Source organism: Candidatus Latescibacterota bacterium (assembly GCA_020633725.1).
Classification (GTDB): Bacteria; Krumholzibacteriota; Krumholzibacteriia; order JACNKJ01; family JACNKJ01; genus VGXI01.
The window spans coordinates 123,285-140,281 of record JACKDC010000005.1 but is presented as its reverse complement, the minus strand read 5'-3'; the positions used below and the strand labels follow the sequence as shown (position 1 = coordinate 140,281).

General features: G+C 72.2%; 12 protein-coding genes and 1 tRNA gene. 6 read left to right on the top strand and 7 right to left on the bottom strand.

What is annotated here, in order from left to right; genetic code table 11:
• The first annotated feature begins 147 nt into the window (after nucleotides 1-147).
• From H6693_11655 to H6693_11635, 5 genes are all read left to right on the top strand, one after another.
• On the top strand, nucleotides 148-930 hold the full coding sequence (locus H6693_11655; GenBank protein MCB9516840.1) for a T9SS type A sorting domain-containing protein: 783 nt from the start codon (nucleotides 148-150) through the stop codon (nucleotides 928-930).
• Between the two features lie 100 nt (nucleotides 931-1,030).
• A complete protein-coding gene (locus tag H6693_11650; protein ID MCB9516839.1) occupies nucleotides 1,031-1,597 on the top strand; it encodes a sigma-70 family RNA polymerase sigma factor in 567 nt (188 codons plus the stop codon).
• Nucleotides 1,598-1,726: 129 nt separating this feature from the next.
• Entirely contained in the window at nucleotides 1,727-5,254 is a 3,528-nt protein-coding gene (locus tag H6693_11645; protein ID MCB9516838.1) for a right-handed parallel beta-helix repeat-containing protein, read from the top strand.
• A gap of 121 nt (nucleotides 5,255-5,375) precedes the next feature.
• A complete protein-coding gene (locus tag H6693_11640) occupies nucleotides 5,376-5,972 on the top strand; it encodes a DUF1579 domain-containing protein (protein MCB9516837.1) in 597 nt (198 codons plus the stop codon).
• 198 nt (nucleotides 5,973-6,170) lie between these two features.
• Nucleotides 6,171-9,608, top strand: coding sequence for an FG-GAP repeat protein (locus H6693_11635; GenBank protein ID MCB9516836.1), 3,438 nt, complete (start codon nucleotides 6,171-6,173; stop codon nucleotides 9,606-9,608).
• 8 nt (nucleotides 9,609-9,616) lie between these two features.
• Here H6693_11635 and H6693_11630 read toward each other — a convergent pair whose 3' ends face one another.
• The 7 genes from H6693_11630 to H6693_11600 form a co-directional block, all read right to left on the bottom strand.
• Nucleotides 9,617-10,651 (bottom strand): NAD-dependent epimerase/dehydratase family protein, encoded by a 1,035-nt coding sequence (locus H6693_11630; protein ID MCB9516835.1) that lies wholly within the window; start codon nucleotides 10,649-10,651, stop codon nucleotides 9,617-9,619.
• A gap of 2 nt (nucleotides 10,652-10,653) precedes the next feature.
• Nucleotides 10,654-11,637 (bottom strand): ADP-glyceromanno-heptose 6-epimerase, encoded by a 984-nt coding sequence (gene rfaD, locus H6693_11625; GenBank protein ID MCB9516834.1) that lies wholly within the window; start codon nucleotides 11,635-11,637, stop codon nucleotides 10,654-10,656.
• Entirely contained in the window at nucleotides 11,618-12,754 is a 1,137-nt protein-coding gene (locus H6693_11620; GenBank protein MCB9516833.1) for a right-handed parallel beta-helix repeat-containing protein, read from the bottom strand. Before H6693_11620 ends, rfaD begins: the two co-directional genes overlap by 20 nt.
• Before the next feature lie 155 nt (nucleotides 12,755-12,909).
• Nucleotides 12,910-12,984 (bottom strand) — tRNA-Asp (locus H6693_11615).
• A 106-nt stretch (nucleotides 12,985-13,090) separates the two neighbouring features.
• A complete protein-coding gene (locus H6693_11610) occupies nucleotides 13,091-14,443 on the bottom strand; it encodes a SpoIID/LytB domain-containing protein (protein ID MCB9516832.1) in 1,353 nt (450 codons plus the stop codon).
• A 16-nt stretch (nucleotides 14,444-14,459) separates the two neighbouring features.
• A complete protein-coding gene (locus H6693_11605; GenBank protein MCB9516831.1) occupies nucleotides 14,460-15,608 on the bottom strand; it encodes an anhydro-N-acetylmuramic acid kinase in 1,149 nt (382 codons plus the stop codon).
• Between the two features lie 31 nt (nucleotides 15,609-15,639).
• Nucleotides 15,640-16,467 carry a hypothetical protein gene (locus H6693_11600; protein ID MCB9516830.1) on the bottom strand — a complete coding sequence of 276 codons (828 nt, stop codon included), beginning with the start codon at nucleotides 16,465-16,467 and terminating at the stop codon, nucleotides 15,640-15,642.
• 159 nt (nucleotides 16,468-16,626) lie between these two features.
• Between H6693_11600 and H6693_11595 the strand changes: the two genes are divergently transcribed.
• Nucleotides 16,627-16,866, top strand: coding sequence for a hypothetical protein (locus H6693_11595; protein ID MCB9516829.1), 240 nt, complete (start codon nucleotides 16,627-16,629; stop codon nucleotides 16,864-16,866).
• Nucleotides 16,867-16,997 lie beyond the last annotated feature (131 nt).

Below are 16,997 nucleotides of genomic sequence, written 5' to 3'. Positions count from 1 at the left end.
GACGACGGCAAGGCCTTCGTCTACCTCGGCTCCCCCTTCGGACTCGGCTACGACCCGGCCTGGTCCGCAATCGGTGGGCAGACCGGCTGCCACTTCGGCGCCTGTGCAGCCTGCGCCGGGGATGTCGACGGGGACGGCTTCTCGGACCTGCTCATCAGCGCGCCTGAGCTGGACAGTCCCGACTTCGCCGAAGGCGCCGCCTACCTCTATTACGGCAACGGCGGCCGGGGGCTGGATCGCCGTCCGCGGCAGGCGCGGGTGGACGACGCCGCGCCCATCGGCCCGCGCGGACTCTCCGACTCGGGCTATCTCAGTCGGCTCAAGGCACAGGCGCGCAGCCCGCAGGGTCGCGCCCGCGTGCGCCTGCAGGCGGAGATCGAGCCCGTGGGCGCGCCCTTCGACGGCGCCGGCCTCGTCACGGGTCCCCTGGCCGACACCGGCGCGCCATCCGGCGCGGGCAGCGCAATCCGCCTGAGCAGCGTCGTCGGCGGGCTGTCGCCGGGCTCGCCCTATCACTGGCGCCTGCGCATCCTGAGCGACTCGCCCTTCTTTCCTCATTCGCGCTGGCTGTCGCCGCCGGACAACGCGCCCCTGGAGACCCACCTGCGGACCCGGGCGACCACGGACGTGAGCGAGCCCGACGGCGGCGGGATCGCCCTCCTGCTCGAGCCCCCCCAACCGAACCCCTTTTCCGGAAGCACCCGGTTCGGCTTCGCGCTGCCACGCGACGCGGCCTGCCGGCTGGCCGTCTACGACGTGTCGGGCCGGCGGGTGGCCCTGCTGGCGGACGGCGTCCAGACGGCGGGGCGACACACGCTCCAGTGGGACGGCCGCGACGAGCACGGCGCCACGGTGCCCACCGGCGTCTATCTCCTTCGCTTCGAGGCAGGCGACCGCCGGGAATCGCGCAAGGTGATTCGACTCCGTTGATCGGGCGCGCGTTGCGCGTCCTCCGTTCGCGTGCTAGTGTGGCCCCCCGGGCGGCCCCAGGCCCGGGTGGGTCGGCCGTGGCGCGAACGATGGACGGGCGATGTCGGACGAGCGGGATGTCACCGAACTGCTCCTCGCCTGGAGCGGGGGCGATCGGCAGGCGCTGGACGCGCTGGTGCCGCGCCTCTACGAGGAGCTGCGCCGGATCGCACATGCCAAGCTGAAGCACGAGCGCCCCGGGCACACCCTCGACACCACCGCGCTGGTCAACGAGGCCTACCTCAAGCTCGTCCAGTCCGAGCGCGTGCAGTGGGACTCGCGCGCGCACTTCCTGGCGCTGGCCGCTCAGGCCATGCGCAACATCCTCGTGAGCTATGCCCGGCGACGGAACCGTCAGAAGCGCGGCGGCGGAGCGCTGCACGTGCCGCTCGACGACGCCGCCGAGCTGCCGGCGGCGGAGGCGGCGCGCATCCTCGGGCTCGACGCGGCGCTGGATCAGCTGGCGTCGCTGAATGCGCGCCACGCGCGGATCGTGGAGTGCCGCTTCTTCGGCGGCATGACGATCGAGGAGACGGCGGCCGTCCTCGAGACCTCGACGGCCACCGTCAAGCGTGACTGGACCGTCCTCCGCGGCTGGCTGCAGCGCGAGCTCGAGCGCGAGGCCTGAATCCGACAGCCGAGTGACGGAGCCTCTTATCCGTTTGCCGAGACGTGGAATCCCTGTCCCCTTCGCCCCGCGCGATGCGTGACAGTCACAGGACTCAGCCTCACCCCCTCGGCCCCCTTGGAGGACGCCATGATCACCCCTCGCCGCTTCGCGGCGCCGTCGCGGCGCCGGATTCCCGCCTCCCTCTTGGCGCTGCTCGGCGCCCTGCTCCTGCCCACCGGGGCCTTCGCCCTGGACCACTCCGGCGCCATCAACAGCCCCGAAACCTGGCACGCCGCCGACAACCCGCACGTCGTCGTGAGCAACGTGAGCCTGGCGACTGGAGTCGTCCTCACGCTCGAGGACGGTGTGGAGGTGCGCTTCAATGGCAACACGCGCATCGACGCCTTCGGCAGCATCCAGGCGATCGGCACGGCGGGCCAGGGCATCACCCTCGACCGCAACACCGGCTCCGACTGGTACGGACTGCGCTTCTACACCAACGGCGGCGGCAACTTCGCCTACTGCAGCATGACGGGCGCCGCGGCCGGCTTCGACATGACCGGCACGGGGCCGCTGTCGCTGGACCACGTGACCATCACCGATGGCGGCACCGGCGTGCAGTGCAGCGGCGGAACGCTTGCCCTCACCAGCCTCCACATCGACGGCATGAGCGCCGACGGCCTCTACCTCCAGGGCGTCACCCCGCAGTTCCTGGACGCGGCGACCCTCATCGAGAACTGCGTCACCGGCCTCGATCAGCGCAACGTCTCGAACATCGCCCTCACCAGCGCCTTCACGATTCGCGGCACCACCGACGCCGGCCTCTACCTCAACAACTGCCCCGGCGCCACGGTAAACAACGTCGTCTTCGAAAGCTGCGGCGGCACCCGCGGCGCGATCTGGGTGGAGAACAACGGGACGTTCACCCTCGGCGCCGGCAACAGCATCGGCGGGACCGGCGTGGCCTGCAGCTGGCCGCTGACGATCGACCCGGAGGCCTTCCCCGATCCCGGCTGCGTGATCCCGACGACCGGCAACACCAACAACGCCATCCAGGTGAGGAGCGGCAACGGCGACCGCACCGGCACCTGGCCGGCCTTCGCAGGTCTCGACTACGTGGTCACGGTCAATGCCACCATCGCCACCGCGGGCAATCTCACCCTGGGCGACGGCGTCACCGTGCGCTTCAACGGCAACACGCGCTTCGACGTCTTCGGTACGCTGAACGCCGCCGGCACGGCCGGCCAGGGCGTCACCCTCGACCGCAACACCGGCTCCGACTGGTACGGACTGCGCTTCTACACCAGCGCCGGCGGCAGCTTCGCCTACTGCAGCATGAATGGCGCCGCGGCCGGCTTCGACTCGAACAGTGCGGGCGCGTTGACGATGGACCACGTGACCATCACCGACGGCGGCACCGGCGTGCAGTGCAGCGGCGGAACGCTTGCCCTCACCAGTCTCCACATCGACGGCATGAGCGCCGACGGCCTCTACCTCCAGGGCGTCACCCCGCAGTTCCTGGACGCGGCGACCCTCATCGAGAACTGCGTCACCGGCCTCGATCAGCGCAACGTCTCGAACATCGCCCTCACCAGCGCCTTCACGATTCGCGGCACCACCGACGCCGGCCTCTACCTCAACAACTGCCCCGGCGCCACGGTGGACAACGTCGTCTTCGAAAGCTGCGGCGGCACCCGCGGCGCGATCTGGGTGGAGAACAACGGCACGTTCACCCTCGGCGCCGGCAACAGCATCGGCGGGACCGGCGTGGCCTGCAGCTGGCCGCTGACGATCGACCCGGAGGCCTTCCCCGATCCCGGCTGCGTGATCCCGACGACCGGCAACACCAACAACGCCATCCAGGTGAGGAGCGGCAACGGCGACCGCACCGGCAGCTGGCCGGCCTTCGCAGGTCTCGACTACGTGGTCACGGTCAATGCCACCATCGCCACCGCGGGCAATCTCACCCTGGGCGACGGCGTCACCGTGCGCTTCAACGGCAACACGCGCTTCGACGTCTTCGGTACGCTGAATGCCGCCGGCAGCTCGGGCCAGGGCGTCACCCTCGACCGCAACACCGGCTCCGACTGGTACGGACTGCGCTTCTACACCAACGCCGGCGGCAGCTTCGCCTACTGCAGCATGACGGGCGCCGCGGCCGGCTTCGACTCGAACAGTGCGGGCGCGTTGACGATGGACCACGTGACCATCACCGACGGCGGCTATGGCATCCAGGCCACGGGCGGCAGCCTCACCCTCACCAGTCTCCACATCGACGGCATGAGCGCCGACGGCCTCTACCTCCAGGGCGTCACCCCGCAGTTCCTGGACGCGGCGACCCTCATCGAGAACTGCGTCACCGGCCTCGATCAGCGCAACGTCTCGAACATCGCCCTCACCAGCACCTTCACGATTCGCGGCACCACCGACGCCGGCCTCTACCTCAACAACTGCCCCGGCGCCACGGTGGACAACGTCGTCTTCGAAAGCTGCGGCGGCACCCGCGGCGCGATCTGGGTGGAGAACAACGGAAGCTTCACCCTCGGCGCCGGCAACAGCATCGGCGGGACCGGCGTGGCCTGCAGCTGGCCGCTGACGATCGACCCGGAGGCCTTCCCCGATCCCGGCTGCGTGATCCCGACGACCGGCAACACCAACAACGCCATCCAGGTGAGGAGCGGCAACGGCGACCGCACCGGCACCTGGCCGGCCTTCGCAGGTCTCGACTACGTGGTCACGGTCAATGCCACCATCGCTACCGCGGGCAATCTCACCCTGGGCGACGGCGTCACCGTGCGCTTCAACGGCAACACGCGCTTCGACGTCTTCGGTACGCTGAACGCCGCCGGCACGGCCGGCCAGGGCGTCACCCTCGACCGCAACACCGGCTCCGACTGGTACGGACTGCGCTTCTACACCAGCGGCGGCGGCAACTTCGCCTACTGCAGCATGACGGGCGCCGCGGCCGGCTTCGACGTGAACGGCGCCGGGACGCTGATGCTCGACCACGTCACCGTCACCGACGGCGGCTACGGCATCCAGAGCACGACTGGCGCCCTGACGCTGCGCAACTGCCGGGTGTTCGACAATTCGACCTACGGCGTCTACCTCGGCGGGGGCACGATGAGCTTCGGCATCGACCCCGACCAGTGGAACGACATCTACGACAACGGCGGCGGGACCGCCGGCCGCAATCTGCGCAATGGTCCGAGCGACTTGACGGCCGCCTTCGTCTACTGGGGCAGCACGGACCACGCCACGATCAAGGCCGGCATCACCGACCAGGAGGACAACGCCAGCCTCGGCCTCGTGACCGTCACGCCCTTCCTCAACGCGAACCACCAGACCGAAGGAACCGGTGTGGACGATCCCGAACTCCCCGACGGCGCCCTCCCCGTGGCCACCGCGCTCTTCCAGAACCACCCGAACCCCTTCAACCCCACCACGACCCTGCGCTTCGACCTGAAGACGGCCGGGCCGGTCAGGCTGGAGATCTTCGACCTGAAGGGCGCGCGCGTGGCGACCCTGCTCGACGGCCCGCTGCCGGCGGGCCACCAGCAGGTGACCTGGCGCGGCACGGACGACGCCGGTCACCCCCAGGCCTCCGGCGTCTACCTCTACCGCCTCGAGGCGGACGGCCTCCGCGCCGTGCGGCGCATGACCCTCGTCCGCTAGACCTCTCGCGCATGGGGGCGGCGCCCGCCGCCCCCATTGGCAAGCCGGCGCCGTTGCGCTATTCTGCCCTGCCGGGACGCAAGTGACGTCCCACCCCTCACCGAATCCACGGAGGACAAGAATGCGCGCTCTCACGCTCGCCGTCGGTCTCTGCTTGCTGCTGGCCGGCGGCGCGATCGCCAAGGACGAGGCGCCCCCCGCGATGAGCGAGGAGGCGATGATGAAGGCCTACATGGACGCCGCCGCTCCCGGCGAGCCCCACGCCATGCTCGCGAAGGGCGCCGGCACCTGGAACGCCACCGTCAAGTCCTGGCAGGATCCCAGCGGCGAGCCCATGGTCAGCACGGGCACCGAGACGTCGTCGATGATCTTCGGCGGCCGCTACCTGGAGTCCCACTTCACCGGCAGCATGATGGGCATGCCCTACGAGGGCCGCGGCATGATGGGCTACGACAACGGCAAGAAGAAGTACGTCGGCACCTGGCTCGACTCCATGGGCACGGGCATCATGAGCTACGAGGGCGACTACGATCCGAAGTCGAAGCAGATCGTCTGCCACGGTTCCTACGTCGACCCGGTGATGGGGATGGAGATGCCCTGCCGCCTCGTCTCGCACATGATCAGCGACGACCAGCACGTCTTCGAGATGTGGGGCCCCAGCCCCATGGGCAGCGGCGAGGTCAAGTGGATGGAGATCAGCTACACCCGCGCCAAGTAGCGACCACGCGGGGCCGGGCGCGCGCCCGGCCCCAGCGCCTCCCGTCGAGCGCCGATTCTTTCGCCTCGCGGTGAGCCGAATCCCCCGATTTTGGCGCTTCCCCTTGCAGAGACAGTCGCCTCGCGGTCGGCCACAGCGTGTGGCCGACCTGGCGGCGCTGGCGCCGGACGGCTCCGGCTGCGCGAAGGGAAGTTTCGAATGCATGCCGCCTCGCCACCCCGCTCGCCGGCGGGCCCCGCCGGACGCCCGCGCCCCCTGGCCGCCATCCTGATGCTGCTCGCGCTGGCGTGGGCTTCGCCCGCGGGAGCGGACGCCGTGGACATCGACGACTTCGTGAACACGCCGTCCTGGTCCGCCGAGAGCAACCAGGCTTACGCCGACTTCGGCGCCTCCGTGTCCACGGCCGGCGACGTGAACGGCGACGGCTTCTCCGACGTGATCGCCGGCGCCTACCTCTACGACGCTCTCGGGGCCAACGACGGCGCCGCCATCGTCTACCTCGGCACGCCCACGGGACTCGACCCCAGCACCGACTGGTCGGCGAGCGGCGGCCAGGACAACGCCAACTTCGGCCTTTCGGTGTCCACGGCCGGGGACGTGAACGGCGACGGCTACGACGACGTGATCATCGGGGCCCCGGGCTACGACGACGAGGGGACGGACCGGGGGCGCGCCTACGTCTACTTCGGATCGCCGCAAGGCCTGAGCAACGCCCCCGACTGGACGGCGACCTGCGACCAGGCCGGCGGCCACTTCGGCTTCGCGGTGTCCACCGCCGGCGACGTGGATGGCGACGGCTACGACGACGTGCTCGTCGGCGCCTTCCTCTACGACGACGGCGAGAGCGACGAGGGGGTCGTCTACCTCTACCTCGGCGGCCCTCTCGGCCTCAGCCTCGACCCCGACTGGACCATGGAGGGCAACGCCAACCTGGCCAACTTCGGCTTCTCCCTGGGTCCGGCGGGCGACGTGAACGCGGACGGCTACGCGGACGTCATCATCGGCGCGCCGGGCCTGAGCAACGGCCAGGCCTACGAAGGCCGGGCCTACCTCTACCTCGGCTCGCCGGCGGGACTGAGCGCGACGGCAAGCTGGACCGCCGAAAGCGACCAGGACAACGCGCGGCTGGGCTGGTCGGTGGGGACCGCGGGCGACGTGAACGGCGACGGCTACGCGGACGTCATCGTGGGCGCCAACTACTACGACGACGGCCAGGTGGACGAGGGCGCGGCCTTCGTCTACCTCGGCTCGGCGGACGGTCTCGCGGCGAGCCCCGTCTGGTCGGCCGAGGGCGACCAGGCCGGGGCCGAGTTCGGCACCAAGGTGGCGACGGCGGGCGACATGGACGGCGACGGCTACGCGGACGTCATCGTCGGGGCGCCGAAACTCGACTTCTCGGGGGTCGACGCGGGCGTGGCCTTCGTCTACGCGGGCGGCCCCGGCGGACCGGCGACGGCAGCGACCTGGTCATTCTACGACGCGCAGGCGGGTTCGCGCCTCGGCTACTCGGTCGGCACCGCGGGGGACGTGAACGGCGACGGCTTCAACGACGCCATCGCCGGCGCCTACCTCTACCAGAACGGGCAGCCGGGCGAGGGCGCGGCGTTCGTCTACAACGGCACGGGGCGTGGCCTCGACGTCCTGACCCCCACGACGGTCCTGGGCCCCCAGGGCTCCGACCTCTTCGGGGCCGCCGTCGCCTCGGCCGGCGACGTGAATGGCGACGGCTACTCCGACTTCCTGGTGGGATCCCCCTTCTACGACTCCACCGAGTTCCCGCAGGCCGGCATGGCCATGCTCTTCCTGGGGCCGGACGGAACGAACCACGGCACGCCCGACTGGACCTTCGTCGGCGACATGGCCAGCGCGCGGGTGGGCGGCGCCGTCGCGGGCGCCGGCGACGTGAACGGCGACGGCTTCGCCGACGTCATCATCAGCGCGCCCGGACGCGACAACGGCAACGGCCTCGCCGGGCGCAGCTACGTCTTCTACGGCTCCGCGGGCGGCCTGTCGGCCACCCCGGACTGGTTCAAGAACAACGACCAGCAGTTCCCGGACTACCTCGGCGCGGTCGCCGGGGCCGGCGACGTGAACGGCGACGGCTTCGCCGACGTCATCATCGGCGTCTCTGACTTCACCGACGACCAGGCCTACGAAGGCCGCGCGGCGCTCTACCTGGGTTCGGCCGCAGGACTCGCGACCTCGCCCGCCTGGACACGGGAAGGCAACCAGGACTCGGCGGCGTTCGGCGCCTCGGTCAGCTCGGCCGGCGACGTGAACCGCGACGGCTATTCGGACGTCATCGTCGGCGCGCCGCAGTTCACCAACACAGCCGCGGGACAGGGCCGGGCGTTCCTTTACTTCGGTTCCGCCTCCGGCCTCGGACCCTTCGCCAACTGGTACTCCGAAGCCGGCGGCAGCAACGCTCACTTCGGCGCCTCCGTGGCCTGCGCGGGCGACGTGAACGGCGACGGCTACTCGGACGTCATCGTCGGCGCGCCGCGCTATCAGCAGTCGCTCGCAGAGGAAGGCGCCGCGTTCGTGTACTACGGATCGCCCACGGGGCTCTCCCTCTTCCCCGACTGGTGGGAGCGCGGCTACCAGCCCTACGCCTGGTTCGGCGTCGCCGTGGCCTCGGCCGGCGACGCGAACGGCGATGGCTTCTCGGACATCGCCATCGGGGAGCGCAAGTACATCGGGAGCATCGGCAAGGTCTGGGTGTATCGGGGCTCGGCGACGGGCGTCGCGCCGGTGTCCACCGCGATCTTCGGCGGCGAGCAGCTGGAGGACGGCTTCGGCACCGCGCTCGCTCCGGCCGGAGACGTCAACGGCGACGGCTTCGCCGATCTCCTCATCGGCGCGCCCTACTTCGACGACGCCGAGCCCGACCAGGGGAAGTTCTACCTGTCCCTGGGCTGCCGCGGCGGGGGTCCGCCCCGCGTCCCGCGCCAGCGGCGCTTCGACGACAGCGGCCCCATCGCCCTGCTCGGCCTCTCGGACTCCGGCCACGCTTTCCGCATCGACGCGATCGGCCGCAGCGCCGCCGGCCGCGACGCGATCCGCCTGCAGTTCGAGGTCAAGCCCCGCGGCACGCCCTTCGACGGCAGCGGCCTCGTGACCGGGCCCGTCCGGGACACGGGCGCACCCGGCGTCGACGGCAGCGCCGTGCAGCTCGCCGATCTGGCCGGGGGGCTCGATCCCTCCACGCTGTACCACTGGCGTCTGCGCACGATCAGCCGCTCGGTGTACTTCCCGCGCTCGCGCTGGCTCTCCCCTCCCGGCAATGCGCCCAGCGAGGCCGATCTGCGCACGTCCTCGAGCACCGGGGTGGCGGAAGGGCCAGGCGACGGCGGCCCCCTGCACGCCCTGCTCGACGCCCCCGCCCCGAACCCCTTCACCGGGATCACGCAGTTCGCCTTCACGCTGCCCGCACGGCAGGCCAGCCGCCTGGCGGTCTACGACGTGTCCGGGCGGCTGGTGACGGTCCTGCAGGAGGGAGCGCGCCCGGCCGGGCGCTACGCCGCGCAGTGGGACGGCCGCGACGCCCAGGGGCGCGCCGCTCCCAGCGGCGTCTACTTCGTCCGTCTCGAGACGGGGGGACGAACGGATGCGCGGAAGCTCGTCCTGCTGCGCTGAGACGACGCCTAGTAGAAGAGCTTGGCCATCGCCAGCACGCCCTGCTTCCAGGGCACCCGGTGCGTGACGCCCGAGGCGCCCTGGAAGCGGGAGAGGTTCTCCAGGTACCAGTGGTAGTTGCGCAGGAGCGCATCGCGGTTGGAGAACTTCGGCGCGTAGCCCAGCACCCGCTCCGCCTTCTCGATGGAGACGAAGGACTCCTTGCTGGCCGTCTCGTAGACCCACTTGTAGAGGGGCGAGATCTTGAGCGCCTCGAGCACCCTCAGCACCGCGATGGCCGGCCCGGCGGGCAGCGACTTGATCTTCTTGCCGTAGCCGGCTTCGTCCAGCACCGCCTGGAAGTCCTCGCGCGTGGTGCCGTACACCTTCGCGCCGATGTTGAACACGTCGTCCACCGTGGCCGCGGGCAGCGTGGCGCAGAGCCAGATGGCGTCGCAGAGATCGGCGACGTCGAGGTACTGGTACAGGTTGTTGCCGTTGCCCAGCACGGGGAAGCCGTGACCCGTGCGCGCGAAATCGTAGAAGAGGGCGAAGACGCCCAGGCGCTCGGGCCCGATGAAGGACTTGGGGCGGATGATGGGCACGCAGAAGCCGTCGCCGCGCGCGTCCACGCAGAGCTGCTCGGCCGCGATCTTGGCTTCGCCGTAGGGTCCGACGCCCACCAGCGGATCCGTCTCCACCAGCGGATGGTGATCGGGGATCCCGTAGACCGCCGTGCTGGAGATCTGGATGAAGCGCGCCGCCCCGTGCGCCTTCGCGCTGTCGAGCACGTTGCGGGTGCCGTCGATGTCCGTGCTGCGGATCTCCTCGGCCGGATAGAGCGGCAGCGCCGCCGCGCAGTGGACCACCTGATCCACGCCCTCCATGCAGCGGTCCACCGTCGCGCGGTGGCGGATGTCCCCCGCCACCGACTCGACCCGCGGCGCCTCGGGATAGTCGAAGGGCAGCAGGTCGAGGTTGCGGACCTCCTGGCCCTCGGCCAGCAGGCGTCGAATCAGATTGATGCCCAGGAAACCCGAGCCGCCGGTGACGAGAAAGCGCATCCTCAGCTCCCGTGAATCGCCTTGATGGTGGCGGCGACGCCGTCCTCCAGCGAACGGAAGGGCGCGGCGTAGCCGGCGGCGCGCAGCTTCTCGCTGCGGGCCTGTGTCTCGTACTGGTAGTTGGGGCGCAGGCTCTCGGGCATGGGGATGAAGTCGATCGCCGGCTCCTTGCCCATGGCCGCGAACACGGCGCGCGCGAGGTCCAGCCAGGTGCGGGCCCGACCCGTGCCGCAGTTGTAGAGGCCGCCGGGGGCGTCCGGCGCGCCGAAGTGCAGCGTGACGGCCACGGCGTCGTCCACGTGGACGAAGTCGCGCCGCTGCTCGCCGTCGGCGAAGTCCGGCCGGTAGGAGCGGAAGAGCCCCACGCGGCCGCGCTCGGCGATCTGCTCGGCCGCCTTGTGCACCACCGAGCGCATGTCGCCCTTGTGCTGCTCGCCCGGTCCGTAGACGTTGAAGTACTTGAGTCCCGCGATGCGGTCCAGCAGCCCGTGCGCGAGCGCCCACAGATCGAAGGCCTGCTTCGAGTAGCCGTACATGTTGAGCGGACGCAGGCGCGGCGTGAGGGCGTCGTCGTCGTCGTAGCCGAGCGCGCCGTCGCCGTAGGTGGCCGCGCTCGACGCGTAGACGAAGCGCGCCCCCGCCGCCAGGGCCCACGCACAGAGCTCGCGCGTGTAGGCGTAGTTGTTGTCCATCAGGTAGCCGGCGTCGGTCTCCGTGGTGGAACTGCACGCGCCCAGGTGGTAGATCACCCGCGGCGCGTCGAGACGCCCCGCCCGCAGCCGCGCGCGGAACTCCGCCTTGTCGAGGTAGTCCTCGTAGCGGAGGCCGAGCAGGTTCTTCCACTTGGGCCCCGTGTCCAGGTGATCCACGAGGAGGAGGTCCCGCTCGCCGGCCGCGTTCAGCGCGGCCACGAGATTGCTGCCGATGAAGCCGGCCGCCCCGGTGACGATGATCCGCGGACCCACGCTAGTCCCCCCCCCGTCCATAGAGCGTCTTGACGGCCCCGAGGCTGGTCTCGCGCGCTTCCCGACCGGCGCAACTGACGGGCTTCGCGCCCATGGCGCCGCAGGCGCTGGCGCCCGCCGCGCAGGGCGAGTCGGCGGCGAGGCCGACGTTCTGGTCGTCCGCATCGCCGCAGAAGCGCGGGTCGGCGGCGAGATTGCCCGCCTGGTTCGCCTGCGCGGCCAGCGCGCCCGTCCAGTCGCCACCGGCGTTGCCGAAGAGGTCGCTGCAGCTCACGGCGATCGTGGCGTCGTAGCGCAGGTCCACGGCCTCGCCGCCGGCGCCGAAGGCGAGGATCGTCCGCCGGAGCGCGGCGTTCGCGAAGGTGACGAGGGTGAGGCCGCAGCCCGCGGGCGCGTCGTTCCAGGCGAGCGTGCAGGTGGCGACGTCGAGCGACGCGTGGTCGCCGGCGTAGATCGCGCCGCCGCGCTCGCTCGCGCTGTTGCCCACGACGATGTTGCCCGTCAGCGTGAGCGAGGCCCGGTCGACGAAGAAGGCGCCGCCGTAGGCGGCCGTGTTGCCCGCGAAGCGGCAGCCGGTGACCGTGACGTCCGCGGCCTCCGTCGCCGCCAGCGCGCCGCCGCCGGTGGACGCGCGGTTGTCCACGAAGAGGCAGTTCTCGAAGCGCGGCGCGCCGCCCGTGCAGAGCACCGCGCCGCCCCGGTGCGCCGCGTTGTCGCTGAAGCGGCAGTTCGCGATGCGCGGGGCGCCGCTCTCGATGAACAGCGCTCCGCCGTCCGCGTTCGAGAGGGCGGCGCCGCGAAAGCCGATCCCCTCGATGCGGCAGAGCTCGCTGCCCCCGCCGCCGATGCGCAGGAGCGAGGTCGTGGCCGCCGCGCCGTCGATCACGCAGGCGCCGGGGTTGCCGCTGTGGGAGCGCAGGGTCAGCGCGCGGCCGTCGGTGGCCAGGCCCGCGCTGCCCAGGCCGCCGAAGACCCCGTCGCCGAGCTCGATCACGTCGCCGCTCACGGCGAGGCGAAGGGCGTCGGCGATGCTCGGCGTGTCGCCGCTGCCGTCGGGCAGCACCAGGAAGGTGGCTGCCGCGGCAGGAAGCGCGACCGCGAGCGCGGCGGAGGCAAGGAGGGGAACGAGCGGGCGCATCGGGCTCCTCGGGTGGGGCGGACCGGCGCGCAAGCCGGCGCGCCGCAGCAGTCTAGCCAGCCGAGGGGGGCCTGTCGAGGGGGGAAAGCCGCTACCGGAAGCACGAAGCCCTGCCGCAACTCGCGTTGTGACAGGGCTCACGGTACCGCTTGAGGCGGGAGCGACGAGATTCGAACTCGCGACCTCCTGCTCGACAGGCAGGCGTTCTAACCAGGCTGAACTACGCCCCCCAAACTGGCAGGGGGGGAAAGTAGCAAAGGGGCCCGGGCGTGTCAATACTCAGCGGACGGCCCGGTCCGATGGCGCAAGCGGCCAGCCCCCAAGGGCTTCCCCGCTTCAGTGCCAGACCCGTCTGAGGCGCGTGCCCGGGTAGTAGGCCGCCAGGATCTGGTCGTAGGACTCCCCCGCCGCGCTCCGCGCGATGGCCCCGACCTGGCACATCCCGATGCCGTGCCCCCAGCCCGCACCCACCGCCGTGAGGCGCACGAGGCGCCCCTGGGCGTCCCGCTCCGCCTGCAGCTGAAAGAGGATGCTCCGCAGCGCGTTGCCGTCGAGATCGCGCTTCAAGGCCGAGCGGATGCGGTCGCCCTTCACGACGAAGGTGCCGCGGTCGGTCTCCACCTCCAGGCGCTTGGCGCGGCCCTCGGGCGTGGTCTGGGTGATGCGGACGTCGCGGATGTAGCCGATCTTCGTGCCGGACGGCAGCTCCGCCGCCGCGGGCAGGTAGGCGCGCAGGATCTGCCCCAGCTCGCGCGCGCTCCAGCTGTGACGCCAGCGGAAGTACTTGCTGCTGTGGCACCAGGAGCGGCCGGCCGCGTCGGCGTCGCGCACCGCCACGAGGTGGGCCGCCGGCGCGTGCTTCCAGACCTGATCGATGTCCGTCGTGTAGCCGCCGCAGGTGGACGAGTAGTAGACCTCCGCCGGCCGCGCGCCGTCGTAGAGCACCTGCCCCCGCGTCGCCTCGATCGCGCGGTTGGCCCAGCGCGACTCCTCGTGCACCCCGCGATAGACCTGATCGAACACCGTGTCCACCATGTCCCAGGGGCGGTCCCGGCTGTCCGCCAGGCGCTGCAGCGCGTAGTTGCGACTCGCCACGGCCTGCGCCTTCATCGCCTCGAAGCCGCTGGCCTTGAGGTGGCCGATCTCGTGCGGCACCACGCCGCGCAGGTAGAGCTCCAGCGGCAGCAGGTTGAGGCAGCTGAAGTGGTCCCCCTCGCGCCACAGCTTGAAGCGCCCGCGGTAGCTCTGGCCGTTCACGCTCAGCACGCCGCCGCTTTCGGGCTGCAGGTAGACGGCGTCGTGAAAGGGCAGACGTCCCAGCGCCGCGCGCGTGCGCGCGCCGCCGCGCAGGCTCTCGCTGTAGACCTCGAGGCGGTCCGGACTCCTGCGGCTCTGGAAGAAGTGGTAGCGCTGCCCGGTGCCGTAGCGGCCCATCACGCGGCCGCGCGCGTCGAGGGCGACGAACCCGCGGCTGCAGCGCACCTCCACGGCGCTCACGTTGCGCGTGAGCAGGATGCGGATGTCCGGCTCGCGTCCGAGTTGCAGCGCCGGCAGGCGCTCCGGCTTGGCCTCCACCACCGTGCGCTGCTCGACGACGGGGACAGGCGACTTGGCCGAACAGCCCGCCAGCAGCGCGATGCCGAGCGAGACGAGAGCGAGGTTGCGAAGGGTTCGGAGCGTCGTCGTCATGGGGATGGATCCTCGTTCAGGCGGTGAAGGACTGTGCGCCGGGGGCGAAGAGGCCGGCGCCGGCGGCGGCGCGCGCCCCGGTGACGGCGGGCAGCGCGACGGGCCTGCCCGCCGCGGCCTCGAGCGCCAGCACGGCGAAGTCGGCGGCCTCCTTGGCGGCGCTGGGCAGGCCGAGCGCGTCGCTGGTCGCGAGCGGCACGGGCGCGATCCGCGCGGCCAGGCGCGCGCGCAGCGCGGGGTTCTCCGCGCCGCCACCGGCCAGGTAGACGCGATCGACGCGCTCGCGTTCCAGGGCGTCGGCGATCGCGCACACGGTGAGTTCGAGCAGGGTGGCCATGAGATCGGCGTCGCCGTGTTCGCGGCGGAGAGCGTCCAGCGCCGCGGGCGGCAGGAAGCTGCCGCCGAAGCGCTCGCGGCCCGTGGACTTCGGCGGCTCGCGACGAAACCACGGGTCGGCGAGCCACTCGGCGAGCAGCGGCTCGAGCACGTGGCCGCGGGCGGCGAGCGCGCCGTCGGCGTCGAAGGGCTTGCCGGTGGCGAGACGCGCGAGGCTGTCCATGAGCGTGTTGCCGGGACCGGTGTCCCAGGCGCGGACGCCGTCCACCCCGCGGCCCGGTGGCAGCAGCGTGACGTTGGCGATGCCGCCCACGTTGACCAGCGCGCGAGCCTCCACCGCGTCGCGATGGAGCAGCGCGTCGGCCAGCGGCACCAGCGGCGCGCCCTGTCCGCCCAGCAGCACGTCGGGCAGACGGAACTCGCCCACCGTGGGCAGCCCCGTCAGCAGCGCGAAGGCCGCGGGCGAGCCGATCTGCAGGCTGAAGCCCGCGCCGTCGGGATCGTGCCAGAGCGTCTGGCCGGGAAAGGCGGCGAGGTCGGCCACCGGCGCGGGAAAGCGCTCGGTGACGAAGGCGGCGAAGGCCTGCGCCAGCCCGACGTGCAGTCCGCCCAACGCCGCGGCGCTGCACCGCCCGCCCTCGATGAGCGCCTCGGCCTCCAGGCGCAGCGCGGGCGGGTAGGGCGCCGTCGCGAAGTCGAGGAACTCCCAGGCCTCGAGACCCGACGCGCCCGCGCGCAGGCGCAGCCGGGCGGCGTCCAGTCCGTCCAGACTGGTGCCGCACATGAGACCGAGGACGGTCCACTCGCCGCTGCCGTGGAAGCGCATCACGGGCGCATGGGAACACCCCGCGCGGATCCTGTCAACGACGAGCGAGGTCGAGCTCGCAGCGCGCGCTCCAGCGCGTGTCGCCGGCGTCCTGGCGTGACAGGTTTGCGCTCGTCACGAGGCGACGTCCCGGCGGCCCGAGGCCGAGCCGCGCGCCCAGCCGCCAGCCGCCGGCGGACAGGGCCTCCACGCTGCGCGAGAGCGCGTCGGCGTCGAAGAGCAGGAAGGACGGCGCGCCGGGCTCGAGATCCACGCGCGAGAGCTGCAGGCGCAGCGCGGGCCACGGCGGCAGCGGACCGGCGAACTGCAGGAGGCTGCCGCCGCCGGTGGCGCTCAGACGTCGGCGCCAGCTCATGCGCCAGCGCGAGGACGTCGCAAGCGCGGCGCTGAGCTCCTGGCTCACCCGGCGCTCGTCCGCGCGCCGCGGAAAGCCCGGCGGCGCGATCAGCTCGACGGCCACCTGCTCCTCCACCTGCCGCAGCGCCAGGCGCAGCTGTCCCGCGCTCAGCTCGCCGTCGAGGTGCAGGGCGGTCTCGTCGCGGCGGAGATCCTCGGCCAGTCCCAGACCGCGGCGATGGCGACGGCCGAGCCGCCACACCCAGCCCTCCCGCGCGGCCAGGCCCAGGGCCGCGTGCAGTTCCTCGCCGGGGTCGGCGCCGAGCCAGCCCGGCTGGGCCGCGGGGCGCGGACCGTCCAGGAGACGTCCCTCGGCAGCCAGGTCGACGCCGTCGCCCAGCGGCAGGGCCAGGCGCCAGCCGAGGCCCCGGCGGCGGCCGCCGGTCGCGGGCGCGAGCAGGGCCAGGTCGACCTGCGCGCCGCCGGCGGCGCCGCCGCGCCGCAGCCCCAGGGCCAGCGCGCCCATCGCCGGCCCGGCCAGCAGGTCCAGGGACGCCCCGCGCCAGCGGGCCGGCCGAGGGCGGCGCGCTGCGGGCCGTCGTCCTCGCGCAGGACGGCCAGCCCCCCCTGGAGCCCGCCGCCCGTCCACGCGAGCAGCGCGCCGCGCCCCAGCGGCGAGCGCGCCGTGGACAGGCGCAGCGGCAGGGGCGCGGGGCCCGGCAGCCGCGGACGCCCCAGCCCGCTGCGCCGGCGGCTCCCCAGCAGCCAGCCGTCGCCCCAGACGCCGTCGACGCCGCCCAGCAGCAGCCGCCAGCGGCCACGCGTGCGGCCGAACGCCAGCCGGGGCTGCGCGGCCCGCTCGCCGGGCCTGGACTCCCCCGCCACGCCCAGCAACCAGGGCCCGGCGCCGAGGCTCGTCCGGTAGCGTCCGCCGGCGGGTGCGCCGTCCGCCACGCCCCAGGACAGGGTGCCCCCGCTGCGCAGGGGCAGGCCCGACACCTCGGGTGGAACTTCAGCGTCCAGCGGCAACGCCTCTTGGGCACGGACGTTGGCGGA